Raw genomic sequence first — 24,535 nt, 5'->3', positions numbered from 1 at the left:
CCGTCTCACGGCTGCCGGTCAACACTTTCATAGTAAAATTCAAAGTTCTCTTTTATGTGGAAGAAATCAGAATAATCGATATCAAAAATGGGCTTCTTTACCTTTCCCACATCGATCTTCCGCGCGATCAGCTGCTGGAGGATGCCTCCGTAGGCCAGATCTCCCTGAAGAACGGCTCCCACGATCTTTCCGTCCTTGTGCAGGATCTTTTTGTAGGAATCCTCAGTCTCCCTCACCTCTGCTGTGATGCCATCCTCATTTGAGTTCACATCACCCAGGGACATGCTGGGGATCCCCAGGAAATTCATGGTGGCCTTGCTGGCAAAAAAGTCCGTCATCTTCCTTGGAACCCCTGCCATATTGCTGGCAGCCACAATACCCTCCTTCACCGCAGCGGGCCAGATGGGACTCGTTCCCGATACGTCTCCGGCTCCGTAGATATTGTCATTGCTGGTCTTTCCCGTCTCATCGTAGATCAGCCCAAAACGGCTGGTCTTGATCCCTGTTCCCTCCAGAAATTCCACATTGGAGCGGACTCCCGCTGTCACTACCACATGATCGCAGGGAAGTCTTGTCCCGTCTGTGAGTATTGCTTCCCTGATCCTGTTATCCTCATCCAGCACCACCTCTGCAATGCCCACACCATAATACTGTTTGATCCCCTGCCTTTCAAAGGCATCCTGGTATGTCTTTGCCGCTCTTTCGTCCAGCTGTTTGGAGAGAAGCCAGCCCGCCATTTCCACCAGAGTCACCTTTACTCCCAGATCCAGAAAGCCCATGGCGCAGTCTATTCCCACAAGGCCGGCTCCCATGACGATCACATTTTCTGCCTCCTGGGCAACTGCCTTTAATGCTTCCACGTCCTCTATATTGCGAAAGCCGGTGACATTGCAGGCCTTCTTCAGATTCTTTACCGGAGGCACAAAGGTATGGGAGCCTGTGGCGATCAGAAGCTTGTCATAGCTGACGGTCTCTCCATTTTCCAGGATCACCAGCCTTTCCTCAGGTTTTATGCCTGTGCAGCTCCTTCCCTTCATCCAGTTTACCCGGAAGAGGTCCGCAAAATCCTGCTCTGCAAAGCAAAGCTGCTCCATGTTCCTCTCATTGCTCAGATAATGGTGGAGGATGCAGCGGGAATAGATGGCCTTGTCTTTGGATATCAGGACGATCTCACTGTCCTTATCAAGCTTTCTCAATTCCCTCACTCCGTTGATCCCGGCTGCCGAGGAGCCTAATACTACATATTTCATTCCGCTACACCTCCTCTAATGTGATCGCCTGCATGGGACATTTTTCCACACACATGGGCTTTGCGCTTCCGTCCTCACTTCTGTGCACGCACATATTGCATTTCATGATCTCCTTTTTGCGGATGCTGTCATATTTTAACACTCCGTATGGACATGACATGATGCACATGTAGCAGCTGGCGCACTGTGTTTTGTCATACTCCACATAGCCGGTTACAGGATTCTTCTTCATTGCGCCGGTCATGCAGGTGTACACGCACTCCGGCCTCTCACAGTGGCGGCAGAATATGGGCGCCGGCTGTGTCTCACTGTCTATGGTCACGCGGTTTCTCGCGTCTGTGCTCTCCATCTCATGGCTGACTACACAGGCCGTCACACAGGTCAGACAGCCAATGCAGCGGCTTCGGTCAATTTTTATACGGTACATAAGCCCCTCCTAACATTTCTCAAACCGGACCGGTGTCGCCTTATACGATGGCTCCTTTGAGTAGGAATCATATAGGGACGGCGTCAGCTTGTTGCATTCAATATAGTGGATCGGCGCATACAGCTCATCGTGCCGGACATTGTCTGTGACTTTCACCGCAAACACAGCATTCTGTCCATTGGCAGAGTATACTCGGATCTCGTCTGTCTCTTCGATGCCCTTTTCACGGGCAAGCTCTGTGTTCATGTACAGGTAAGCCTTCTTCACAGAGACATCCTCCACAAACCGTACCTCCTTTGTCCGGCTCTGGGTATGCCACTGTCCCACGCTTCCGCGGCCTGTATTGAACACATAGGGGAACTCCTCTGTGGTGGGAAGTGGATTTTCCCTGACCTCCTCAAACATAAACCGGGCCTTTCCTGATGGAGTGAAGAAGCGGCCGTCTCCATATAAACGCCTCTGCTCTTCCCTGTTCTCCTCCTCCTTCCCCTCCGGGTAAGGCCACTGGATCCCATGAGAATTTTCCAGATTTTCCCATGTCACACCGGTAATATCACAGGGCATTCCTCTGGAACACTCCTTCATCAGGTTGAAGCAGTCTCTGGGTGTCTCCCAGACCTTTAAGGCATCGCCCATTCCCAGAGCCTTTCCCACGCCCAGAATAGCTTCATAGTCAGATATCTCATTTTCTCCCCGCTCAAGAACAGGACGCATGGCGGACAGGCGGCGTTCCAGGTTGATGTAGGTGCCCTCCTTTTTCAGTCCCGGCACCACAGGGAAGAACACGGTACAGTCCTCAGCGCTCTCAATGGTATCATAGATATCCTGGACAACGAAAAGCTCAAGCTTTTTGGCTGCCTGGGCAAAGGTTTCATTGTTGGTCCAGCTGTGCCTGGGGTTGGTGCACAGGATCCAGAGTCCCTTGATCTCTCCTGCATTGATTCCCTCAATGATCTGGTTGTAGGTCTTTGTGGGCTTTTCGGCCAGCATCTCCTCCCCAACTCCCAGCACCTCGGACATGCGCTTTCTTCTGGCCGGATTGGTGAAATCGCCGCCTCCGAAAAATACGGCCGTATTGCTGTAGGAACGGGAGCCCATGGCGTTGCACTGTCCTGTAATAGAGTTGGCTCCTGTGCCCGGCTTTCCGATATTTCCTGTCATAAGCGCCAGGTTGATGATGGCCTGGGCCGTGCGCACAGCCTCATAGCCCTGGTTGACACCCATGGTCCACCAGAAGGATACCCGTTTTCCGCTGTGGATCAGCTCCACCAGCTCCAGGATCTGCTCCTCCTTAAGGCCTGTCCCTGAAGCACTCCTTTTAAGGGTATAGCCTTTCACAAATTCGCGAAATTCCTCAAATTTTTCCGTGTGCTCCTCAATAAATGTGTGATCCAGGTAATCCTTTTCAATGAGCTGGTTGGCAATGGTGTACAGAAGGATCAGGTCGCTCCTCCATTTCAGGCCGTACCAGTAGTCCGCATTCATGGCTGTCTCTGATCTTCTGGGATCGATCACGATGATCTTGTGGTCCGGCACCTGATTCTGGCGCACTCTGCCCCACAGGATCGGATGCGCCACCACGGGATTGGCCCCGATAAAGATGATCCTGTCGGAAAGCTCCAGATCCTTGAGGGTAAAGCCCGGCGCGTCAAAGCCGTAGCTCTGCTTGTGGGCCACAACGGCTGTTGCCATGCAAAGGCGGGTATTTCCGTCCACATTGGCCTTTAAATAATTCCTCATCACATGGCCGAATATGGCAAATTCTTCCAGAGTAAGCTGTCCGGTACTGATCCCCGCCACGCTCTCCTGACCGTATCTGGCCTGCAGCTCCTTTAGCTTATCTGCCACATACTGAAAGCCCTCCTCCCAGGAGACCTGACGGAAGCTTCCGTCCTTTTCACGTATCTTCGGCAGGCTGTTTGGCTTCACGGTCTTCTGCTGCTTGTCCAGGGACAGACCCTTGATGCAGCAGAAGCCGTCATTTACGGGATATCCCTTGGTGGGCACCGTCTTTACCACCCGGTTGTCCTCCACGTAGAAGTCCAGGTTGCAGTCTATGGCACAGTAATTGCATACAGATTGTATTTTTTTCATAGCTTCCCCCTTTTACCGGTCAAAATGAATGCCGTTCCAATACACACACTGTTTTACGATCGTCTCCGGCATCAGCTCCACGCCGTCCAGCGCCCACTTTTTATATTCTTCAAAGCCTACACGGTCAATGATATAGCCAATGTGCTCCTTTCTGGCCGGAGCATTGGGAGAAATATACTTCTCCACAAATTTGTAGGTGTTTAAAATGATCTTGATGATATTGTCGGCATCTGCCCATACAAGGAAATCCTCGCCCAGACGCGGATTGCGCTTCCCTGTCCTTCCCATGATCGTGAGCTTATAATACTTCTTTTTGCTCCTGGTCAATGCCCTGGTGGGACATTTGGTGATGCAGACGCCGCAGCCAATGCATTTTTCCTCATCGCGGACGATCTTATAATTCTCTACCCTGAGGGCATTGACAGACAGGCTCTTGCATCCCTTCACACAGGCCTGGCAGGTGACACAGCGGGTGGGATCATACTGGGGCATTGTCATGCCGATGATCCCGAAATCATGCATTCTCGCCTTTGCACAGTCATTGGAGCAGCCGGTAAGGGCAATCTTAAAATGCAGGTCATTTGGGAACACGGCCTTTTCGATCCTCTTTGCCAGCTCTGCCGTGTTATAATTGGCAAATGGACAGACATTGTTTCCGATACATGCACTGATATTTCTGGTGCCGGATGCCGGATATCCCGTATCCGGGTCTGTCTGGTTGATCTCCAGCTTCTCGATGATGGGCTGAAGCTTCTTATTGATCTCATCCATATCCTCCAGGCGGATCCCCTCGATCTCAAATCCCTGGCGGGTGGTAAGATGTACATATCCGTTTCCATAAGTCTGGGCGATCTCCTGGACCATTCCCAGCACCTCTGCATTTAAGTAGCCGCCGGGGACACGGATCCTGGATGCTCCGATCCCTCTTACCTTTGATACGCGGAATGCATTTTTTTTCAATTTCTTTGTATTAATATCTAATCCCACTTACGCCGCCTCCTAATCGATCAATTCTTTTCCATCCACATAGTTGAACACCGGGCCATCCAGACAAATATAGGTGGAGCCGATCTTGCAGTGACCGCATTTTCCCAGACCGCAGCACATTTTGCGCTCATTGGATATCCAGATATTCTTCTCCGGCACTCCCAGCTTTAGGATCTCCATTACCGTAAACTTCATCATGATAGGCGGACCTACACAGATAAAAGCAGTGTTTGAGATATCCTCAAATCTCAGATCCGGTATGTACTTTGTCACCATTCCAACTGGCCCCCTGTAGCCTTCCGGAGCAGTATCCACTGTCTGAATGACCCGGATGCGCTCCTTCCAGAATGCAAAGTCCTCCTTGAACAGCACATCCTTCGGAGATTTGAAGCCTGCGATCAATGTGATGCCTGCAGCCTCCTCCGGGTGGTGTGCAAAATGATCCACCACGCCGCGCACTGGGGAAAGTCCTGTTCCTCCGGCAATGATAATCAATTCTTTGCCCTTGTAATCTTCGATCTCAAATCCATTTCCGTAGGGCCCGCGGATAAACAGGCGGTCGCCTATGTAGTTTTCAAAGATCTCATTCGTCACCTTTCCCACACGGCGTATAGTGAAATCCACTGTTCCCTCGCCGATCCCACTGACAGAAATGGGAGCCTCCCCGTACTTTGGCAGGGACACCTCAAAAAACTGTCCCGGCTTTACCTCGCCGTCAAATTCCATGCGGAAGGTGTATTCCAGATCCGTATGCCTGATCACTTCCCTGATGGTGGATAACTGAGGAATATATTCGTTTTTCATGCTTCCATTTCCTCCTTTGCTAAACGGTTGACGCAGTTTGAGTAGGATATGTACTCCGGGCAAACATCATCGCAGCGTCCGCAGCCCACGCACATGGGATAGCCAAACCGCTTCTCGTAATCATAAATCTTGTGCATAACCTTAAACCGCATCCTGTCCCCCTGACCCTGACGGAAGCCATGTCCTCCCGCCATATCGGTATATCCATCCACCTGACAGGAGGCCCACACACGGCGCCGCTCTCCTGCTTTCGGGTTATCCTTATAGAATATGTCCTGCATGGTGAAGCAGGTGCAGGTAGGACAGACGAAATTACAGCGGCCGCAGCCAATGCAGCGGGCCCCGTATTCCTTCCAGATCTCTTTTGAAAAGCTTTCGTTAGAAAGGTGTTTTGGCAGAGTGACCTTTTCTTTATTCTCTGTCACGTAGTCGGGATGGACCTCTGCCTGCTTCACCGGCAGCTTTTCAGCCATGTCTTCCCCCAGACCTCCTGGCTCTTCTGATTTTACGGTTTCTTCCAATTCAGCACATCTGAAATCTGCAAAAACAGCCTCGCCCTCTACCTTCAGATAAGCATCGTAATTATCCGACCGGTTGGTCCCCATACTGACGCAGAAGCCGGATCCACAGGTCTCCTTACAGCCCATCAGGATGAACTTTGCCCGCTCCCGCACTCTTCCATAATAGAAGTCCTCAAATCCGTTTTTCAGATAGATTTCATCCAGCCGCTTCACTGCATGAAGGTCGCAGGAACGCAAAAAGATCAGAACATCCTTTTCGGGCCCCTTTGGCACTGTCCACTGGTCCTCTGTAAAATAAAACAGCGTCTCATTGATGGCCAGCAGGACCTCCTTGAACGAATAGTCGGACTTCCTCTCCCACTCAATTTCGTCAAGGGAATTGACCTTTCCATACCGTACAATGTCTGTATCAGAAAAACAGCCTTCCCCCTCCATCAGCTTCGGTGCAAATATCTCATACTGCTTGGTCCATTTCTGAAACATTTGCCCTGCCTGCGTTTTTGATAGTTGATATCCCATAACGGCTCCTTTCCTCCTTTTGTTTTGTTGATAATATTTTAACAAAACAAAAAAAAGAATTCTGTGACGGACATCACAGAATCCTCAAATTTCTACAATTTATTCTGTTTCTCCGGTCTTATAGAAGACCGACATTTTCTCAGGATTGATAATGGTAATCCTCTTTTTATTGATCTTCATAAGCCCAAGATCAATTAAGATGCTGCACAGCCTGGAGGTGGTCTCCCTGGAGGAGCCCAGCATGTCTGCCAGCATGGTGACTGACAGGTTGATATCGATCTCGATCCCATCCGGCTTCTGGATCCCGAAATCCCTGGACAGCTTCCAGAGCTTTGCCGCCAGCTTCCGCTCCATGTAGATGCCGCCCTGGGTATTCTTAAGCTGATGGCCCAAACGCCAGATCCTGCACTCCTGGGTCTCCAGCACTGCCCTGGTAAGGGTGAAATCCTCCTCCATGCATTGGAGGAACAGCTTTAATGGCACTGAGAAGATCCGGCTCTTCTCTATGGTCTCGCAGAACAGGGAAGCCGGGTGGGCGTTCATCACATGTTCATTTAACAGAACGCCTCCACCGAAGAGGAAAATGATCTTCCTCTTTCCCATATGAGTCAGATTGTAGACCATGGATTTTCCTGACAGCTGGATGTATACCTGGCTGGTACAATCTTTCGCCCTCATAAGGACATGCCCTGCCGGAAACTCTCTGATACTTCCGGCAGCCCATAGCTTGTCTGCCGTATCCCTAGCTACGTTTTGAAAAAATTTCTGCTCATATAATCGATTTTTTCCCTGCATGGTATGCTCCTTCTCAGATGTATCCGGGGCAAGCCGCCGTAACTGCTGTATCTTCCTGCGTTTCTGATAGCGCCGCCGATTATGATAGATATTTTTATTATAACATTCCTGGTTTTAAACCGCAATTGTTTGTGACTTCCCAAGTCTTTGCATTTTTTGATGGTATGCCGAAGAAAATAATTCTTTTTCCTTCATCTTTAGAAGTATATTGCCAGAATTGTTCCGTAAAATCAATTACATAGCACTTCCTTTTTAGAAAGCAGGTGATCCATATTAAGATTTACTGGGATAAGGAAAACAATTCAAAAAACCTGATTGGCCCAAAGGTCAAGGAACTGCGCATAAAACGCCATCTTTCTCAAAAGGCTTTGGCGGCTCAGCTCCAGCTTGCCGGATATGAATTTAACGATTTGACCGTACTCCGTATTGAACACGGTACGCGGTTTGTCTCGGATTATGAAGTCGTTGCACTGGCAGAATTCTTCCATGTATCATGTGAATATCTGTTAGGTGTCAAAGAGGGCAATAAGCAGTGATCTGTTTTTCATATACAGATCACTGCTTATTGTCTATAGAAACCAATCACCCTTTCACAAATGCATTTCTATCTCAGATAGGCTCCGGTAATGCTGTTTTCTTCTCTGCCGATCTCCTGAGGCGTACCCCTGGCAATGATCCTTCCCCCATGGATGCCGCCGCCCGGTCCCATGTCGATCACATAATCGGAATTTTTTATCACATCCAGATCGTGTTCAATGACAATAACCGTTGCACCGCTGTGGATCAGTGTGCGGAATACCTGAAGAAGTGTTTTCACATCCAACGGATGCAGGCCGATGGTGGGTTCATCAAATACAAAAACAGAATCCGACTGTCCTCTTCCCATCTCGCTGGCAAGCTTTAACCGCTGTGCCTCGCCGCCGGACAGACTGGGCGTTTCCTCCCCCAGTGTCAGATAGCCAAGGCCCAGATCCCGGAGCACCTGCAGACGCTTTGCTACCAGAGGAAGATCTGCACAGGCAGCCAGCGCTTCATCTACACTCATATCCATCAGCTCAGGAAGCGAATTAGCTTTTCCGCCCTTTTTCGGAACTCGCCGGATCAGGCCTGCTTCCTTTCCATATCGTGAACCGCCGCAATCCGGGCATGGAATGTCCACGTCTGGCAGAAACTGCACATCCAGGCTGATCATTCCCGTGCCATCGCAGACCGGGCAGCGCAGCTTTCCGGTATTATAGGAAAAATCGCCCGCCTTATACCCCTTTTCCTTTGCTTTTTGGGCCCTGCTGAAAACCTTGCGCAGCTCATCATGTACATTTGCATAGGTTGCAACGGTGGATCGGACATTGATGCCAATGGGAGTAGCGTCAATGAGCTTTACCTGGCTGATACCCTCTGCAGAAATACGATTCACATGCCCCGGCAGCTTCTCCCCCTTGATGGATGCCTCCAATCCAGGGATCAGGCTTTCCAGGACCATGGTAGTTTTACCGGAACCAGATACACCGGTCACTGCGATCAGCCTGCCTTTCGGAAAATCCACCTCAAGGGGTTTCACTGTGTGGATCTGATTGGTGGACAGATGGATCCTGCCCAGATCAAACATCTCTTCCGAAGATGCGTTTGTCCCTATGTTGATGACCGTCTTCCCTGTAAGAAAGCCTCCTATTCTGGACGACGGATCATTCTCAACCTCCTCAAGCTCTCCCTGTGCAATGATCGTTCCGCCCTTTGCTCCAGCCTCCGGCCCCATCTCGATCAGCCAGTCTGCCTGGGACAGCACATTTGTATCGTGATCGACCAGAATAATGCTGTTTCCATCTGACAGCAGATCCTCCATCACACCGATCAGACCTTCCATGTTGGAGGGATGCAGGCCGATAGACGGCTCATCCAGCACATAGAGGACGCCCGTAGTGCGGTTGCGCACAGCTCTGGCAAGCTGCATTCTCTGACGCTCTCCCGTTGAAAGCGTAGACGCGGCACGGTCGAGTGTCAGGTAGGAAAGTCCCAGGTCCATCAGCCGCTTCGCAGCGCTCTGGAAGGATTCGCAAATGCTTTCCGCCATTGGCTTCATTTCTTCCGGCAGAGAGGAGGGAACACCTTTCACCCATTCAATTAAATCAGAGAGTGTCAATGTGCAGGCTTCAGCCAGTGAAATTCCGCGAAGCCTTGGCGCTCTTGCCCTCTCACTGAGTCTGGTTCCCCTGCAATCAGGACAGATGCTCTGCCGCAGGAATTTCTCCACACGCTTCATCCCCTTTTCGTCCTTGACCTTGGACAGGGCATTTTCCACAGTATAGGTTGCATTAAAGTAGGTAAAGTCCATTTCTCCTGCAGCGCCGCTGGTCTGATTCTGGTAGATCATATGCTTTTTCACTGCGGGTCCATGAAACACCATGTCACGTTCTTCCGATGTCAGATCTTTGAAGGGCACATCCGTCCGTACGCCCAGGTCGCGGGCAATATCCTTCATCAGAGACCACATGAGCGTCTGCCACGGCGCAACAGCTCCCTCGTCAATGGTGAGGCTTTCATCCGGCACCAGAGTGGATTCGTCAACCGTCCGGACAATTCCTGTACCATCGCATCTTCTGCAGGCCCCCTGGCTGTTGAATGCCAGCTCTTCTGCCCCTGGCGCCAAGAAATGCTCCCCGCAGACCGGGCAGGCTAATTCCAACCCTGCCGCCACATTCAACGAAGGCTCCACATAATGTCCTTTCGGGCAGCAATGGCTGGCAAGTCTCGAATACATGAGGCGAAGACTGTTCAAAAGCTCCGTGCCGGTGCCAAAGGTGCTGCGGATTCCGGGCACTCCCGGTCTCTGGCGAAGGGCCAGGGCAGCCGGCACATAGAGGACCTCATCCACCTGGGCCTTCTCCGCCTGTGTCATGCGCCGTCTCGTATAGGTAGAAAGGGATTCCAGATACCGCCTGGAACCCTCCGCATACAGAATGCCGAGGGCCAATGAGGATTTGCCGGAACCGGAAACGCCTGCAATTCCTACGATCTTATTTAGCGGAATATCCACATCAATATTTTTCAGGTTATGTACCCGTCCGCCGCGGATCCTGATCTTCTGCGGAGGGGTATTGCTTCTTCTGCTCATATCCGTAATAACCTCTATTTCATCATTCCATCTGCCTGCGGATCCACTCCATCAGTGTATCCACAACATATTTCTGCTGTCCGGCCGTCAGCTGCGCTCCGGCCTTATCCGCCAGCACTCCGACCTCCATTCATCTGCTTCCTCCAGGAAGAAATCTGAGGTCATGCAGGTAAATACTATGCCAGATTCCGGCTGCAGGTTATATTTGTTCGCAGAGGCCTCCAGCTTTGTCCCATCAATAAAGACCGTCTCTTTGGACAGCTTACCGGCCTTCTCTAACCGTTTCACCATTTGATAAAATAGGTCTCTTCACAGGCATCCAGAAGAAATCCTGTACGGAATCGAGCAATCGTGCTGTGATCGGATGCTTTTTGTCCGGCAAGAAGCCACATGAAGTTGACATCTCGCTTACATGCCGTTTCGATCTTTCTGGACGCATAGATGTTTTGGGAATAAGCATAGGTCAGGAGCTTGAACATGGTCTTGGGATCCACTGCCGAATTTCTGCCTTTGGCGGAGTAAGCCTGATACAGGAAGCTGTAGTTAAGTTCCTCCAATTCGTGGCTCAGCAGTTGGACAGAATCATCATCCTGAATCAAACCTACCAAATTTAATGGCAAAACCAGTTAATAAGGCTCACCAAATTCGGTATAATTTTTATGGAATTATTTTATGTATTGTAAGTCTCCATTTCTCAATAACTGAAACTTTCCATCATAAATATCATCCAGCACCTGCGTAATTGACACTCTGATTCTCTGATGGCCGGACAGCGACCAAACCCTATACTCTGTCTGATTCTTTAAAAAAGCTGATAACTGATTATAGTATTCTTGCATTTCAGCTTTATCATACCCCATTTTCATCAGCTTATAGAACACACCTAAGATACTTATGCAATTAATTGGTTTAGTTAAACCGGCAATGCTCTGTCTTGCTTTAAAATCATCGGAACAGAATACATATACCTGCTTATTGTAAAGTATCTCCATCATCTGAACTAAGACATAGGTTTTCTTTTCTCCCAAACCATTTTGATGCGGTATATTATCATCGCACCCTTTTAATGCTGCAAGAAAACAATCAATATCTGTTACATTTTCAGTATATTCTAAAGAACCATAATATTCTTCATAAAATCCGGCATTAAAAGTATCACAACTAATCTGAAGTAAGGATTTATATGTGAGTGTCGCTGCTGCTCCATAAATTTTACTTAATTCATTCACAATATCACGATCAGAATACAGCTTTATTCTTCCAGCTGTGATTTTTTCTTCAAGCCATGGATTGGGATCCGGATTGATTTCATGTCTTGTCAGTTCTTCTTTTATCATTTCATGACAAAAAAATTCGTAATCGTCAAAATTAAGAACAAATTCTGCCAATGTATGATTTGCTGTATTCCTTGCCAAATGTGCTTTGTATAAAAAGTCAGTATCCAGCAAGGCATATTTCTTGTCTATCTCCATTGACACTACCTCGCTAGTTTCCCTAACATTTTTACAATCTCATTTAACCTGGCCTTATCGCTTTTCAAACGTTCGTCCCGTACACCTTCCCACTGTTCCAGATCATACATTTTTTCTGATAAACTTCCAAATCGGATGAGATTTCTAGGGATTTCCTGCCATCTTGCAGCTTTTCCGGTCACTTCAATCTGCTTATTGATTTCATCACTATCAATCTGCAAAAGCTTCTTCGCAGTTTTTATATCAATCTTCTCTTCTTCAAAAAGTCTGAGTACTGCTGCCTTGTATGGAATTGCAAAAATATCCATTACTTTAAGAATCACCTGAACCGAAGCATTCTTATAGGATAAATTGTAAACATCTGACTGTTCTTCAAGGCGATCCTTTGGAACTAAAAAAAGCGCAGCAAAAGCATTTGCTTCCATATCCTCAAGTTCTTTTGCTTCATCGTCAATAACATCTGATTCGAGAATGGATCCTGACTGTAATAATGCAAAATCTTTCTCTTCAAAATAGCAAAAAATATGATACAACTCATGTGCTGCTGCAAATATTTGTTTTGATAAAGGAATTGCAGAATTAATCATCACAAACATTCGTCCTTGTCTTATAAATGTACAGGCACATAATTCTGCATCCCCTATTGGATATCTAAGCAGTTCAAATGGCATATCATGACGAGCCACATAATTTTCTAACACGCTAAAAATATCGTCCTGAACGATGTTATTCTTATTATAGAGAGAATTAAAGCTTGTCACACATTCACTTATCTTTATATATTTTTTACGATCCTTTATATAAAGGCTGTTGTTCAAGACTTTACACATAGGCTTATGCCTCCCATGGTTGCATCATTTCTGCTGCATTTTCATGAGTACGAGCATAGAAACAAATCATATTTGCAATCTCATCTGCAATTTCAAGGCCATCCTTTGCTTCCTGAGATTCAACTCTTCCCATAAAAGCCTTCACAGTATTCGTTTCTGGAATCATCTGTGGAACCTTTACCAGACGTTCCATTGTAACACCCAGGAACTCTGCTATTTTCTGCAGTTCAATCGCATTAATCATTCTGGCTCCACTAAGCATTTTACTTATAACCTGCTTAGATACACCGAGATATCCAGCAAGATCAACCTGTTTCTTGTCATTCTGCTTCATAATATTCATAATATTGTTACTGATAATCTCATTCATGTTTACCATCACAAGTACCTCCAAGTAAAATTAACTATAATAACTCAATTCACACTATTATTATATGCAGAACGAATCCGATAGTCAATATTTTCTTGACTCCTATTTAAGTTTTTTTATTATTGTTTCTATTTTGGCAACACACTATTTATTATACCCAGAACCCGATTGTTTATCTCCCCTCTTCCCATACCAAAAAATATTTCATTTCGCAACTGCACACGCAAGCCCCACCCGCCGTTCTAGTAAGAGCAGTCCCGTAGAGATTTCGGCCACCCCTACCCTTCACACGAAGCAGGCAACGGATTTCTGTGAATTATTTATCTTCCAGACCGGCCATTCTCTATATACTTTCCATTTTCTCATAAAAATCTTCATGATCACCTTCCAGTGTTATACCTGCAAAATTCTCTATTGGCTTTGCTAAGATCATAAGCACCTCCCAATTAGTCCCATCCCTTCCATACATCTGGCTGATAACTCAACATAGACTGCTTTCCGTTTCTGACAACCAGAGTCTTGATTACCTGAGGATTCTCAAGAATCTTCTCAGGCTTATCCTCATCAGCGATATACCTAATGAGAGCAAGCATACCCTAATCCTTGCCCTGAATTTCCGCACGCCCCTCCCATAGCTTGCAGTTAATTCTTCACTCCTGTTGGAATCCCATCTGACATATAAAGATTATCCGATTCCTCATTAATTCTGATAATCTTAAAAATGACTGCCCTTATACCATCGTTACAGGAATTGATAGATACACCAGTAGTCTGAATCCAGTCTCCATACAACAGTGCATCATCATCCATATGGCAAAGTGCAAAAACATTTCCCACCTCACGAGCCGGACAGACACAGGTAACACCATATTCCTTTGCCAGTTCTTCATCAAAGGTAGCCTTGATCACTTCAATCTTACTTTTTTTAACGACTATATTCACCTCTCTGCCATTTCAATAATATACTCATCCGGATCCAATAGCTACAACGCACGCTTGCCCCAGCTATTGGTTCTGACTCCACCAATTAACCGAACCTGCTCCGGATATTTTTCTATTAAATGCAAAAATGCATCAAAGTCATTCTCCTCGAAGAATAGTTCAGATGCATTACCAGCCACTGTATCGTTCTTTATTAACTGCTCCTGTAATACCAATCCTTCACTAAGAATAACGTTTTCTCCAAAATCACATACAATCTGCAGTCCAAAGAAGTCATGATAAAACCTCTTCGACTGCTCAATATTGCTCACTACGAGTAGGATATTTTTTAATCTCATAAATTCACTTACCTGCTCAGAATCAACTTCACTGCATCAATCATATCTTCGCTGAAACCTTCCAGCTCATCCATTGTGATAACCTCATCCCGGACATACATCGCAATATCCAAAATTGCTGTTGATTTTCTCAGTTCTATACACACCTGAATGCTTCTTATCCTGCTTGATTCTTTTCTCAAGTTCCCAGAAATGATCTGATGCATTTCCCGGTGAACTCAATAATTTAATATATTCCTTTGTAAGTCGCTCCATGTAATGTTCCTGCCACTCAGGAATTCTCTCCCGGAACAGTTTCCAATCTGATTTTGAAATAACCATCATCCAACTTTTCTCCTTGCTGCATCAATTTTTATTCTTCCAGCACTAAATCATAGTACATCTTCTCAGATATAATCTGTAATTAGCCTTAAGACCATCCTAGCCCATTTGAAATGATATAGTTATTGCCACACACCATATAACTAATCCAACACATCACTCATCTGTACCTTAATCGTCTCGACAAGGATTATATCCGCTGGAAGCCATTCTACAGAATCCAATTCATCCTTCGTAAGCCATCTCGCGTCTTCAGCTTCCCTTAGTTCAAGATTTCCTGATATCACCTCTGCCCAAAAGCAATCCATAGAAAGATGGAATGCCGGGTAATCATACTCTATTGTATCTATCAGATTCCCAACTTTAATATCAGTATCAAGCTCCTCCTTTATTTCACGAATCAATGCTTGCTGTGGAGTTTCTCCTTGTTCAATCTTTCCTCCTGGAAACTCCCAGCCACCTTTGAATTCGCCATAACCTCTGGCAGTAGCAAAAATTTTATTTTTTTCTTCTATATTGTCACAGATTATTGCTGCAACTACTCGAATTGTTTTCATACTGCATTCTCCTCTGCAACATTAATGTTGCTCTGTAAATATCTTAATAAATCTTCACGCACTGGATGATGCATTTTCATTGTTACCTTCGTTATTGGCTGCATCTTGCCCTTGTTATCTTCTTTCGTGGAATTTATAGCCTCAACCACATCAAATTGCCCCATGTAATAGAAATTACTCTCTGCATCACTCTTCTTCACAAGTAAATGCTTACGTGGAGCCGAGATAACATCTATCATATAAGAGCTTTCCTTACTCATACCTATTTTGGAATCCCATTTAAAGATCATATTGTCTTCAAAAGCATCTGCATAGTCCGGTTTGCCATCTACATAATTTTTCTCGTCCTTGCTCTCTTCCTTATGGTATGTGATGAAAATAAATACATCATCCTCTATACGCTTCATTCCAAACATTACAGAAGATAAATCCTTTCCACAATTCATAAGCAGGCTAACATCTCGCCTTGAATATTTTTCATAAAGTACAAAAGGACCTTCATCATTTCTGCTATCAAGATATTTATCATGATACCGAGCAATTCCTACGGAGATTATATCCTCAATTTGCTTATAAAATTCTTTATGAGAAAGTCTGTTAGTATAGCTGGAAATACGCTTTATTACACGTTCTTTGTCATATTCCAAAATATCTATATGACAGAATTTCTCATACTCTTTCTCATTACTTGTAAAATGTCCTTGAAGAACACGCACTGCTTCATTAATCTGCGACAATGCAATTTCATATCCATAGGTTTCTCTGTACTTATTTGCAAATTCACTTACAGAGACATTGTCCTTTAACATCAATTCCTTCAATATTTCAAGTTCATCTGGACGAACTCCGCTAAGAATAGTCTTGGAAAGATATTCAATTGTCAGCTTTTCCTGTTCACTTAAAGGATTCACATAATTTGATTTTTCCATGGCTTCTATAAATGCATAATAGGTCTTGTATTCCCTAATTATCACCAAAGGATCCATCTCTTCGTTTTCATAAAAGTCTATTAAAAGAGGAACTCTTCCAAGTCTATTTTTTAATGAAATGTAGCTTTCCCTAATGATTGCCTTCATTCCCTTTATCTTATCTATAGACTGGAAAATCTTGTCTTTTGCAATCTCATCAAAATGAACGGTTGAAGCTCCGGGAATTGTACTGTTACCACTAATAACATATTTTCTTATAACATCTGCATTATATGTTCGATCTCCGGATAAAGCAATTGGAATCATAAAATTGTTTGTATAATTTCCAATGAAATCAAGAATTACTACGAATTCCTTTCCTTCTGCTTTTCTTAAACCTCGGCCAAGTTGCTGGATAAATACAATCGGAGACTGAGTCGGCCTTAGCATAATGACTTGGTTAACTTCGACTATATCAATACCTTCATTCAGGATATCTACCGAAAAAATATAATCTAAAATTTGCCGTTCTTCACTTGCTTCATCCTCTTCCATCGCAAGTCTTTCAAAAGCCTGCTCTCTTGCTTTAGGTGGCGTATCACCACTAAGGGCAACTGTGCGATATCCCCTCTCATTAAGCATTTGCGACAAAACTTCGCACTCTCTATTTCTGCTACAGAAAATCAATCCCTTAACACGACTACCGCTATATCCATAGTACTGCGCTTGCTCTAGAATATGCTGGACTCTGGCTTCACTTGTAAGCTGATTAAAATCCTTCTCCGAAATATTTCTCGCATTAACCGCTTTATCATCCAAAACTGTAATATCACTTATTCCAAAATAGTGAAATGGGCACAACAGATTATTTTCCATAGCCCTTTGAAGGCGAATTTCATGAGCAATCTGGTAGTGAAACAGTTCATATACATTTCTTCCTTCAATGCTGTCATCTCTTTTATCCGGTGTGGCCGTCATACCAAGAAATAGCCTTGGCTCAAAATAGTCCATGATCTTTTGATATGTATTAGCAGGACTATGATGCGCCTCATCCAAAATGATACAGTCGAATGCATCCTTATTAAATTTTCGTATATTTTCATCTTTGCTAAGTGTTTCAACCATTGCAAAGATATAATCTTTATCCTTTCCTTTTTCTACAGACTGTGATCCTACAATGATTCCCATAGAAGTATCATCAGCAAACACATTTTTATATGACTTTATCGTTTGCTTCACTAATTGCTCTCTATGAACAATAAACAAGACCCTCTTAAAACCAAGTTCTCTCATAGCAAAGGCAGAAGCATATGTTTTGCCGGTTCCAGTCGCACTAATTAGCAACGCTCTTTTTTCACCAGCTTCAAGTATTTTTCTTAAACCTGCAATGAACTCCTCCTGCATTGAATTTGGTTTAAGAGTATATTTCTCAAGCGAAGGAATCTTTTCTCTTTTTGCGATTTCCCTCTGATGTTTTATTATGTTATATCTCTCTGTGTAAATCGCAAAGAATCTATCAAAGCTTAATGCATATTCACTATTCCACAGCTCAGTAAATTCTCTTACTATCTCAAGAGCCACTTCCCCCTGCTCAGCAGAAACAAGCTTTGTATTCCACTCTCGATTGCTTGTAAGAGCTGCACTTGTCATATTCGAACTTCCAATGATGATTCTATATATTTCCTCTTTTTTAAAAATATATCCCTTTGTGTGAAAGCCAATATCGGACGCGTCGACATCATACATTCTGATTGTTACGTTCTTTAACTCATTCAGCTTTTCAAGCGCTTTGGGTTCACTGAAATTCAAATAATTTGTCGTCAAGATTTCCCCAGGAATACCTCTTTTTTCAAGTTCCTTTAAAGTTTGTAACAAAGGCGTTATTCCACCTAAAGTTATAAACGCCACACTAATCTGAAACTTGTCGCACCTTAACAATTCATCTTCTATAGATGAAATGACCTTTTTGCCCTGTCCTGGATTGTTCGATACAAATCCCGGTTTATAAGAAAGGTTTGCTGCCAAGCTTCCATCAATATATGCCGTTTCATATCCAGCTCTTAGCTCTAATTTAACCTCTTCTGTCATTTATAACTTCTCCCTGTATCTTCTCTGGTAATAATCCATCGCTCTATACTCGATCACATCCTGCATATGGTCTGCAAAGGCAGGAAGCTTTATTGCCCTTTCCAAATCGTCCCGCAGTGCCAGCGCATATCCGTCCTTTTTGACAAAAAAGCCCTTTCCTGATTCCTGCAGGAAATGAACCGGCATCTGCAGAATTTTTCTGATATGCTCTCTGTCCGAAATGTTCTGGTATCTCTCGTATGTAATACCTGTTTCTAAATCCCTCCAGTTAGTACCCCTTTCAAAAAACTCCTTCCAGCTTCTCAAAAGCTCGTCCTCCGTAACCGCCATCCGCACATTTCCGCGATTATAAAATGCCATAAGTATCGGCATCTTGTAAACCTTAGACATATTGGTCGTTTCCAGAATATGAATAAACTCACGGCCAACTCCATCATACAGTCTCGCTTCATCATCAGAAAGCGCATCCATTTCCTTCAGGTACTCCAAATAATGCTTAAATGGATTCTCCTTTGCATGGCTTACGGCCATTTGATAAACATCGTCATCCATATAGGTAAAAAGCTCCATCCGCGATGGTGTTTTATCCAGCATTTCTTTTATGCGCAAAAACTCATCCCTGATCTGATCCCTTGCCTTCCGGTTTTTCTTATCCATCTCAGAAAACAGATCGATCAGCTTCATATCAAAGTCTATCAAACAATCATCAGGGAAATTGCTTCTGTCTGCCGGATCATAAGCACCCTTTTCTGGTATGCTTTTTCCTGTAAGGAGAAATCTGACTCTTCCTGCATTTTTATAATTTCCGATAAAATCAAGAACATTCAGATATTCCTTTCCCCTGCTTCGGCGCAGGCCTCTGCCAAGCTGCTGCAAAAATACAATCGGCGATTCTGTAGGACGAAGGAACATAACCATATCCACTGCTGTAATATCTACTCCCTCATTGAACATATCTACAGAAAATATTATGCGGATATCTCCATTCTTCAATTTTTCGATTGCCCTGCTTCTCTCTTCGGAAAATTCACCATCCCCATTGCTGTATACAGCTACAGCGGAAATTCCTCTTTTGCAGAACTCCTTTGCCATTTCCTCTGCATGAGCTCTGGAGCAGCAGAAGCCTAACGCACGCTTTGATCCATATTTGCAGTAATATTTATAGATCAGATCATGGCGATGCACATTGCCGATATATATCTCGTTCAACTCCTTTTCATCATACCTGCCCCGCACAACATGTACCTTAGAATAGTCCGTATCGTCATAAATCCCATAATAGTGGAATGGAACAAGCATTCCCTTATTAATCGCATCCTTCAATGAGATTTCATACGGAACGTTATAGTCGCAGATCTCATAAATATTCCGTCCATCCATTCGATCCGGGGTCGCTGTTAGGCCCAGCAAAAACTGAGGCTTAAAATAGTCTACAATTCTTTGGTACTGATCAGTTACCGCATGATGAAATTCATCAATTATCACATAATTAAAATAGTCCGAAGCAAAATAGCTTTCATTTAGGTATTCCGGCCTTCCCAATGTAGAAACAGAAGCAAAGATCACGGATTTATCCCTGCATTTGCTATCTCCGTCAAAAAAGCCGTAATCATTAGAATTTCTCACATTTTTAAAGGAAAGAGCTGCCTGATCCAGAATTTCTTTTCTATGAGCTACAAAGAGAACTTTTTCATAGTCCTTTGAATCAAACGCTGCCAAATATGTCTTTCCCACGCCTGTAGCCGCCTGAACCAGTGCACGCCTTGCGCCTTCTCTCCGGCTATCTTCCAATGCGTATAAAGCTTCTATCTGTACGCCTCTCGGTTCATAAATCGATCTGACATTCCCTGCCGAATCAGCCCTTTCCTGCCAGGCTGCCTCATACTTATCAAGATCCCTTGCTACTGCTGGACGATGCCAGCTTTTTGAGTACCGCTTTAATTCCTCATCATCAATAACAATAGAATGATGCTCAAATAAATCCTCAAAGGTCTTGTAAAACTTTTCATAATTCTCCTGATCTGTTTTGCTGCTGAACCTGTAATTCCATTCTATTCCAGACGTCAGCGCACTTCTTGAAATGTTGGAAGATCCGATAAACAGCTCGCTGTGATCAGCATAATGGAATATATATGACTTTGGATGGAACGACCGGTTTTTCTCACTGTAAAAGCGCAGATCCACCCTGTCTCCAAGCCTCCTCTTAATCAGATAAAGAGCAGATGGTTGCGTAATACCAAGATAATTTCCAGTAAGAATTCTGATCCGCGCTCCCCTGTTCAACGCCCTCTCCAATTCCGACAGAAGCATCTTTACACCGGATTCCATAAGAAAGGAAACGATGATATCGACACTTTCCGCCTTTTTCAGGCTTCCGATAAGCTGATAATAAAGGTACATCCTTCTATCTCTATCACCTGTCATTACATTAGTGAACTCAATTTCTAAACCATCCATTTTCCGTTCTTGCGCACAATTACATTCAGCCATTTTTCCTCACCTCTGCCTGGTCTTACGTCCCTTGTAATCCAGCATTCCTCTATGGAAAGATTTTTGTATTCCCTCATAAATTCATCAAATGTCTCTTTTGTAAAATCGATAAAATACCGTCCGTTTCTGGTCCCCTCAAAAGAACCATATTTAAACGAAGTGTATATGATCCCTTCTTTTTTTACAGCCCTCTCCATCCTCCAAAGAACATCCTTCAATTCTGCCTTTGATAAATGCAATATGGAAGAGCAGGCCCATATGCCATCATAAGCTTCCCTGCTATCAAGCTCTTGAAACAGCATTTGCTTCACTGCAATCCCTGTATAGGCACTGGCAAGCTTACACAATTCTTTTGATCCGTCAGCAGCGTCAATATCAAAGCCCTTCATCAGAAAATATTTTGTATCCCGTCCAGCACCGCAGCCAAAATCCAGAATTTTTCCGCCCTGTGGTAATTTATCTAAGAATCGATCCTGCGTTTGCCGGAAATCGACATATAAGGTACTCTCAGCAAAGCTGCTTGCGTTTTTTTCATAAAAATCTAATGTAATATTCATCTTTTTACAGATGCCTGTCAGACATCAGCTCCTTCTCATAATTATGCTGATTTTTCCATAATCATTTTCTCTGTATCCCTCTGGGTAAAGCCTATCCGTCAGCCCCCGCCATGAGATATGGTACAGTCCTAAATACATAAAACATCAAGTTATCTTTATTATATCTGTGTCCTCCACTTTTGTATAGAAATTTTTCTTTCATGCTGCATTATCCTCAGTGGACTCTCGCCCCTTGTTCACTGAGGGTACCTTCACATAAAGCCAAAAAAGGACATCCTCCCAGATTTCTCCAGGAAAATGTCCCATATGATCAATGCCTCTAATATAACTTCGCACCTGCCGGGATATGATCATCTACTATCAGAAGATGAAGTCCCTCTTTTCCATCCTCCTCATGAACTGCTGAGATCAGCATTCCGCAGGAATCAATGCCCATCATCTTTCTCGGCGGCAGGTTTACGATGGCAATCGCTGTCTTTCCAATCAGCTCTTCCGGCTCGTAATACTCATGAATTCCGCTTAAAATCACACGGTCTGTGTCTGTTCCATCATTCAGCACGAACTTTAAAAGCTTCTTGCTCTTCGGAACAGCCTCACAGGCCTTGATCTTCACTGCACGGAAATCAGATTTGCTGAAGGTCTCAAAATCCACCATTTCTTCAAACAACGGCTCGATCTTTACCTTGGAAAAATCGATCTCCTCTGGGGCTTCCACAGTCTTTTCCTCCGCCTTTGCAGCCTCCGCTTGGACAGCCTTCTCTGCCTTCCTTGCACTGTCGGAGCCTCCCAGTGACTTCATCGTCGGGAATATAACCGAAGCTAATCCACCACAGTCCAAATAAGTTGATAAACGCTTTTTTACACGATTTTCATTATATATCGCCAGTCCATATTTGTCCACCAAAATCCAACAAACTAATGTCATTTTGATGTATTCTGACTTTTTTGATGTCAGGTTTGTCTTGGAAATCGTCCCCTTGCAAGGACTTCTTCCTAAAATATATCACTATTATTTTCCAGAGCTTTAATTGCTTCCTTTTTCTTCACATCTGTTGCTTCCGCATAAATATCCATCGTTGTTTCAATATTTGCATGACCCATAATACTTTGAATCACTTTCAGATTTCTTTCATTTTCACAAAATCTGGTGCAAAATGTGTGTCGGATATGATGACACGAAAAATGAGGAATCAATACCGGGCGTCTGCTCTCCCGTTTTGCCTTAATAATTTCTTCGGCATTGTAGGCTTCGTAAATTCTTTTGATTGCACTGTTGATTACGCTGGGTTTATGGATAATTCCGTCTTTATTGCAAAAGATAAACCCACTCATACCATCAACCACTTGCACATTAAAACCGGTTTCTTTCTGTGCTTCGTATTCATCCTTAAATGCCTGTTCTACAGCCTGCATCATCGGAATAGTACGAATCCCGGCTTCTGTCTTTGGCGAAGAAATATGAAATTCACTCTTTCCATTCTCCATTACTCGATAGATAGCCGCATGGTTTATACTAATGGTTTTATTCTCATAATCCAAATCTTCCCAACGCAGCCCTATCATTTCTCCTATGCGACATCCCGTTCCAAAAAGTGCTGTAAACAGTGGCAACCAATGGCAATACACAGGACTGTTCGATACATAATTCAAAAATGCTCTCTGCTGTTCCAATGTAAGTGCGTGTCTTATGCCCTTATTCTTTCCATTCGCCTTTTTGATTTCTGCCATTACACCGCTTGCCGGATTATTGCGTATCACATTGTCCCTAACTGCCATCTGAAAGGTTGGGTGCAGAATCGTATGAATATTATCCAATGTATTCGCCTGTAACCCCAATATGTTCATCAACGAACAATAAAAGAATTTCACATCAGAATACTTTATATCATTGATGATTCTTTTTCCAAAAGTATCTCTGACAAAACGGTTATACATATACTTATAATTTACCCGTGTGTGTTCTTTCAAATCATACTTCGTTGAAATATACCTGTCAAATGCATAGTTCAAAGTTGTCTTTCCACTGCAATAGCTTTCAAGACCGTCCAACTGATTGCGAACAAGTTCTTTTTCCTTTTCCCTTAACTCCAACAGGTCATTTGAATAAACGACCCGCCTTTTACCTGTCGAATCGGTGTACTGGTAGATATACCTTCCGTCGTTTTTCCTCTGACTTTCGCCTTTCCTTAATACTCTGCCTTTTGAATCTTTTCTCGACATTGACATTATGTACCACCTTCCTCTCAATATAAGAAAGAGGTCACAAATGCCATTACTCATTCTCGGTATTATCCTGCTCTTGCAGCTTTCTAAATCCTTGAACAAGCGTCTGTGTTATGGTCAGATCATGAGAGCTGGCATACTCTGTTATATCTGTATGCTCATCTTTTGTAAGACGGATGAATACACCTTCACTTCTCGGATTTTCTAACTTAGGTCTACCCATTCTTGCCATCCGTCAACACCTGCCTTTCATAACCTGACTTCATTTTACTACTTGTATATCAAAAAGTCAAATGCTTTTTGATATACAATAATTCGTTTTCCTCTTTCTTATCATGTCTACGCCCGAAAAGATTCCAAATACTCCTCAAAAATCTTCACGTTTACCAATGTGATACGGTTAATTTTATAAACAGCACGAGCATCCTGTGCCAATTTCATAAAGCTGTGTTTACTCATAGAATACCTCTCCGCACCCTCGTCATACCTTATAAAATTTTTTGTGTTCACTTTTGCCTGCATTCTTCCACCTACCTTTTCAAAGTGTGTTCTTTTTCTCTTGCTATGGTTATGGCATATCTGCCAATAAAAACATACTTAACAAACAAATATGCTTTTATTGGAAGATATTAAAAAATCCGTACAGGTGGCAGCTCATTACACTACCCACATCGGTATCGCACCGTCATCTTATCTGACCGGACTAAGCCGGAAGTATCATTATCAAAAATATGTATCAACGCCTCCGTGTAACTGCTACACATTTATGCCGGATATTTCTCGCTCCACACCTTAACTTCAATATCTGCTTTCAATATTCCTTCGTATCCACCTCTGCCAAAGGCAAAAGCAGGTGTCTTATGGCGTATCCTCAAAGCGGCTCCACATATTCCACACGTCCTGTACGCATTGGTTTATGAAATTGTCAAGGTA

22 protein-coding genes and 4 pseudogenes are annotated in these 24,535 nt (G+C 44.1%); 1 reads left to right on the top strand and 25 read right to left on the bottom strand.

The annotated features are described in order from the left end of the window. Positions 1-5: 5 nt before the first annotated feature. From LIZ87_RS03150 to LIZ87_RS03120, 7 genes are all read right to left on the bottom strand, one after another. A complete protein-coding gene (locus LIZ87_RS03150) occupies positions 6-1,250 on the bottom strand; it encodes an NAD(P)/FAD-dependent oxidoreductase (protein ID WP_178316960.1) in 1,245 nt (414 codons plus the stop codon). A gap of 4 nt (positions 1,251-1,254) precedes the next feature. Further along, positions 1,255-1,677, bottom strand: a complete 423-nt coding sequence (locus tag LIZ87_RS03145; RefSeq protein WP_178316959.1) for a 4Fe-4S dicluster domain-containing protein — start codon at positions 1,675-1,677, stop codon at positions 1,255-1,257. 9 nt (positions 1,678-1,686) lie between these two features. After that, complete coding sequence (locus LIZ87_RS03140) at positions 1,687-3,771, bottom strand: molybdopterin oxidoreductase family protein (protein ID WP_178316958.1); 2,085 nt, start codon at positions 3,769-3,771, stop codon at positions 1,687-1,689. A gap of 12 nt (positions 3,772-3,783) precedes the next feature. Further along, positions 3,784-4,758 carry a sulfite reductase subunit C gene (gene asrC / locus LIZ87_RS03135; protein WP_227145227.1) on the bottom strand — a complete coding sequence of 325 codons (975 nt, stop codon included), beginning with the start codon at positions 4,756-4,758 and terminating at the stop codon, positions 3,784-3,786. A gap of 12 nt (positions 4,759-4,770) precedes the next feature. Then, the gene (asrB, locus tag LIZ87_RS03130) at positions 4,771-5,562 is read right to left on the bottom strand and encodes an anaerobic sulfite reductase subunit AsrB (RefSeq protein WP_227145225.1); all 792 of its coding nucleotides are present in this window, start codon (positions 5,560-5,562) and stop codon (positions 4,771-4,773) included. Next, complete coding sequence (asrA, locus tag LIZ87_RS03125; RefSeq protein WP_227145223.1) at positions 5,559-6,602, bottom strand: anaerobic sulfite reductase subunit AsrA; 1,044 nt, start codon at positions 6,600-6,602, stop codon at positions 5,559-5,561. Before asrA ends, asrB begins: the two co-directional genes overlap by 4 nt. A 99-nt stretch (positions 6,603-6,701) precedes the next feature. Further along, positions 6,702-7,397 (bottom strand): Crp/Fnr family transcriptional regulator, encoded by a 696-nt coding sequence (locus tag LIZ87_RS03120; RefSeq protein WP_227145221.1) that lies wholly within the window; start codon positions 7,395-7,397, stop codon positions 6,702-6,704. A 272-nt stretch (positions 7,398-7,669) separates the two neighbouring features. Between LIZ87_RS03120 and LIZ87_RS03115 the strand changes: the two genes are divergently transcribed. After that, positions 7,670-7,933, top strand: coding sequence for a helix-turn-helix domain-containing protein (locus LIZ87_RS03115; protein WP_178313406.1), 264 nt, complete (start codon positions 7,670-7,672; stop codon positions 7,931-7,933). Between the two features lie 68 nt (positions 7,934-8,001). Here the strand turns inward: LIZ87_RS03115 and LIZ87_RS03110 are convergent, their stop codons facing one another. The 18 genes and pseudogenes from LIZ87_RS03110 to LIZ87_RS03030 all read right to left on the bottom strand — a co-directional run bounded on the left by LIZ87_RS03110 (position 8,002) and on the right by LIZ87_RS03030 (position 24,124). Continuing rightward, a complete protein-coding gene (locus LIZ87_RS03110) occupies positions 8,002-10,506 on the bottom strand; it encodes an ATP-binding cassette domain-containing protein (protein WP_227145219.1) in 2,505 nt (834 codons plus the stop codon). Positions 10,507-10,599: 93 nt separating this feature from the next. Next, positions 10,600-10,710, bottom strand: a pseudogene (locus tag LIZ87_RS23055) (DUF5131 family protein); the annotation flags it as partial. After that, positions 10,708-11,132: pseudogene (locus LIZ87_RS03105) on the bottom strand (transposase); the annotation flags it as partial. The pseudogenes LIZ87_RS03105 and LIZ87_RS23055, both read right to left, overlap by 3 nt. Positions 11,133-11,171: 39 nt before the next feature. Next, a complete protein-coding gene (locus LIZ87_RS03100; RefSeq protein ID WP_178313403.1) occupies positions 11,172-11,978 on the bottom strand; it encodes a hypothetical protein in 807 nt (268 codons plus the stop codon). Between the two features lie 5 nt (positions 11,979-11,983). Further along, complete coding sequence (locus LIZ87_RS03095) at positions 11,984-12,808, bottom strand: ImmA/IrrE family metallo-endopeptidase (protein WP_227145217.1); 825 nt, start codon at positions 12,806-12,808, stop codon at positions 11,984-11,986. A gap of 4 nt (positions 12,809-12,812) precedes the next feature. After that, complete coding sequence (locus LIZ87_RS03090) at positions 12,813-13,187, bottom strand: helix-turn-helix domain-containing protein (RefSeq protein ID WP_227145215.1); 375 nt, start codon at positions 13,185-13,187, stop codon at positions 12,813-12,815. A gap of 437 nt (positions 13,188-13,624) precedes the next feature. After that, positions 13,625-13,768, bottom strand: a pseudogene (locus LIZ87_RS22810) (ArsC family transcriptional regulator); the annotation flags it as partial. 52 nt (positions 13,769-13,820) lie between these two features. Next, positions 13,821-14,120, bottom strand: coding sequence for a TIGR04076 family protein (locus LIZ87_RS03080; RefSeq protein ID WP_227145214.1), 300 nt, complete (start codon positions 14,118-14,120; stop codon positions 13,821-13,823). 41 nt (positions 14,121-14,161) lie between these two features. Then, a complete protein-coding gene (locus LIZ87_RS03075) occupies positions 14,162-14,458 on the bottom strand; it encodes a glyoxalase (protein WP_227145212.1) in 297 nt (98 codons plus the stop codon). Between the two features lie 84 nt (positions 14,459-14,542). Further along, entirely contained in the window at positions 14,543-14,782 is a 240-nt protein-coding gene (locus LIZ87_RS03070; RefSeq protein WP_227145210.1) for a hypothetical protein, read from the bottom strand. 140 nt (positions 14,783-14,922) lie between these two features. Next, positions 14,923-15,336: a (deoxy)nucleoside triphosphate pyrophosphohydrolase gene (locus LIZ87_RS03065; protein ID WP_227145208.1), complete on the bottom strand. Its 414-nt coding sequence runs from the start codon at positions 15,334-15,336 to the stop codon at positions 14,923-14,925. Continuing rightward, positions 15,333-18,332 carry a DUF3427 domain-containing protein gene (locus tag LIZ87_RS03060; RefSeq protein ID WP_227145206.1) on the bottom strand — a complete coding sequence of 1,000 codons (3,000 nt, stop codon included), beginning with the start codon at positions 18,330-18,332 and terminating at the stop codon, positions 15,333-15,335. Before LIZ87_RS03060 ends, LIZ87_RS03065 begins: the two co-directional genes overlap by 4 nt. Beyond that, entirely contained in the window at positions 18,333-20,822 is a 2,490-nt protein-coding gene (locus LIZ87_RS03055) for a DEAD/DEAH box helicase family protein (protein WP_227145205.1), read from the bottom strand. It abuts the gene before it with no gap. Further along, positions 20,777-21,379, bottom strand: coding sequence for a class I SAM-dependent methyltransferase (locus tag LIZ87_RS03050; protein ID WP_227145203.1), 603 nt, complete (start codon positions 21,377-21,379; stop codon positions 20,777-20,779). Before LIZ87_RS03050 ends, LIZ87_RS03055 begins: the two co-directional genes overlap by 46 nt. 319 nt (positions 21,380-21,698) lie before the next feature. Then, positions 21,699-22,193 (bottom strand): annotated as a pseudogene (locus tag LIZ87_RS03045) (lysine--tRNA ligase); the annotation flags it as partial. A 179-nt stretch (positions 22,194-22,372) separates the two neighbouring features. Beyond that, complete coding sequence (locus LIZ87_RS03040; RefSeq protein ID WP_002596379.1) at positions 22,373-23,605, bottom strand: site-specific integrase; 1,233 nt, start codon at positions 23,603-23,605, stop codon at positions 22,373-22,375. Between the two features lie 46 nt (positions 23,606-23,651). Beyond that, positions 23,652-23,834, bottom strand: a complete 183-nt coding sequence (locus LIZ87_RS03035; RefSeq protein ID WP_002596378.1) for a hypothetical protein — start codon at positions 23,832-23,834, stop codon at positions 23,652-23,654. 107 nt (positions 23,835-23,941) lie between these two features. Then, a complete protein-coding gene (locus LIZ87_RS03030; RefSeq protein WP_002596377.1) occupies positions 23,942-24,124 on the bottom strand; it encodes a DUF6462 family protein in 183 nt (60 codons plus the stop codon). Positions 24,125-24,535 lie beyond the last annotated feature (411 nt).

This window comes from Lacrimispora sp. 210928-DFI.3.58, assembly GCF_020554865.1.
Lineage (GTDB): Bacteria > Bacillota > Clostridia > Lachnospirales > Lachnospiraceae > Enterocloster.
This window is presented reverse-complemented; position numbering and strand designations above follow the sequence as displayed.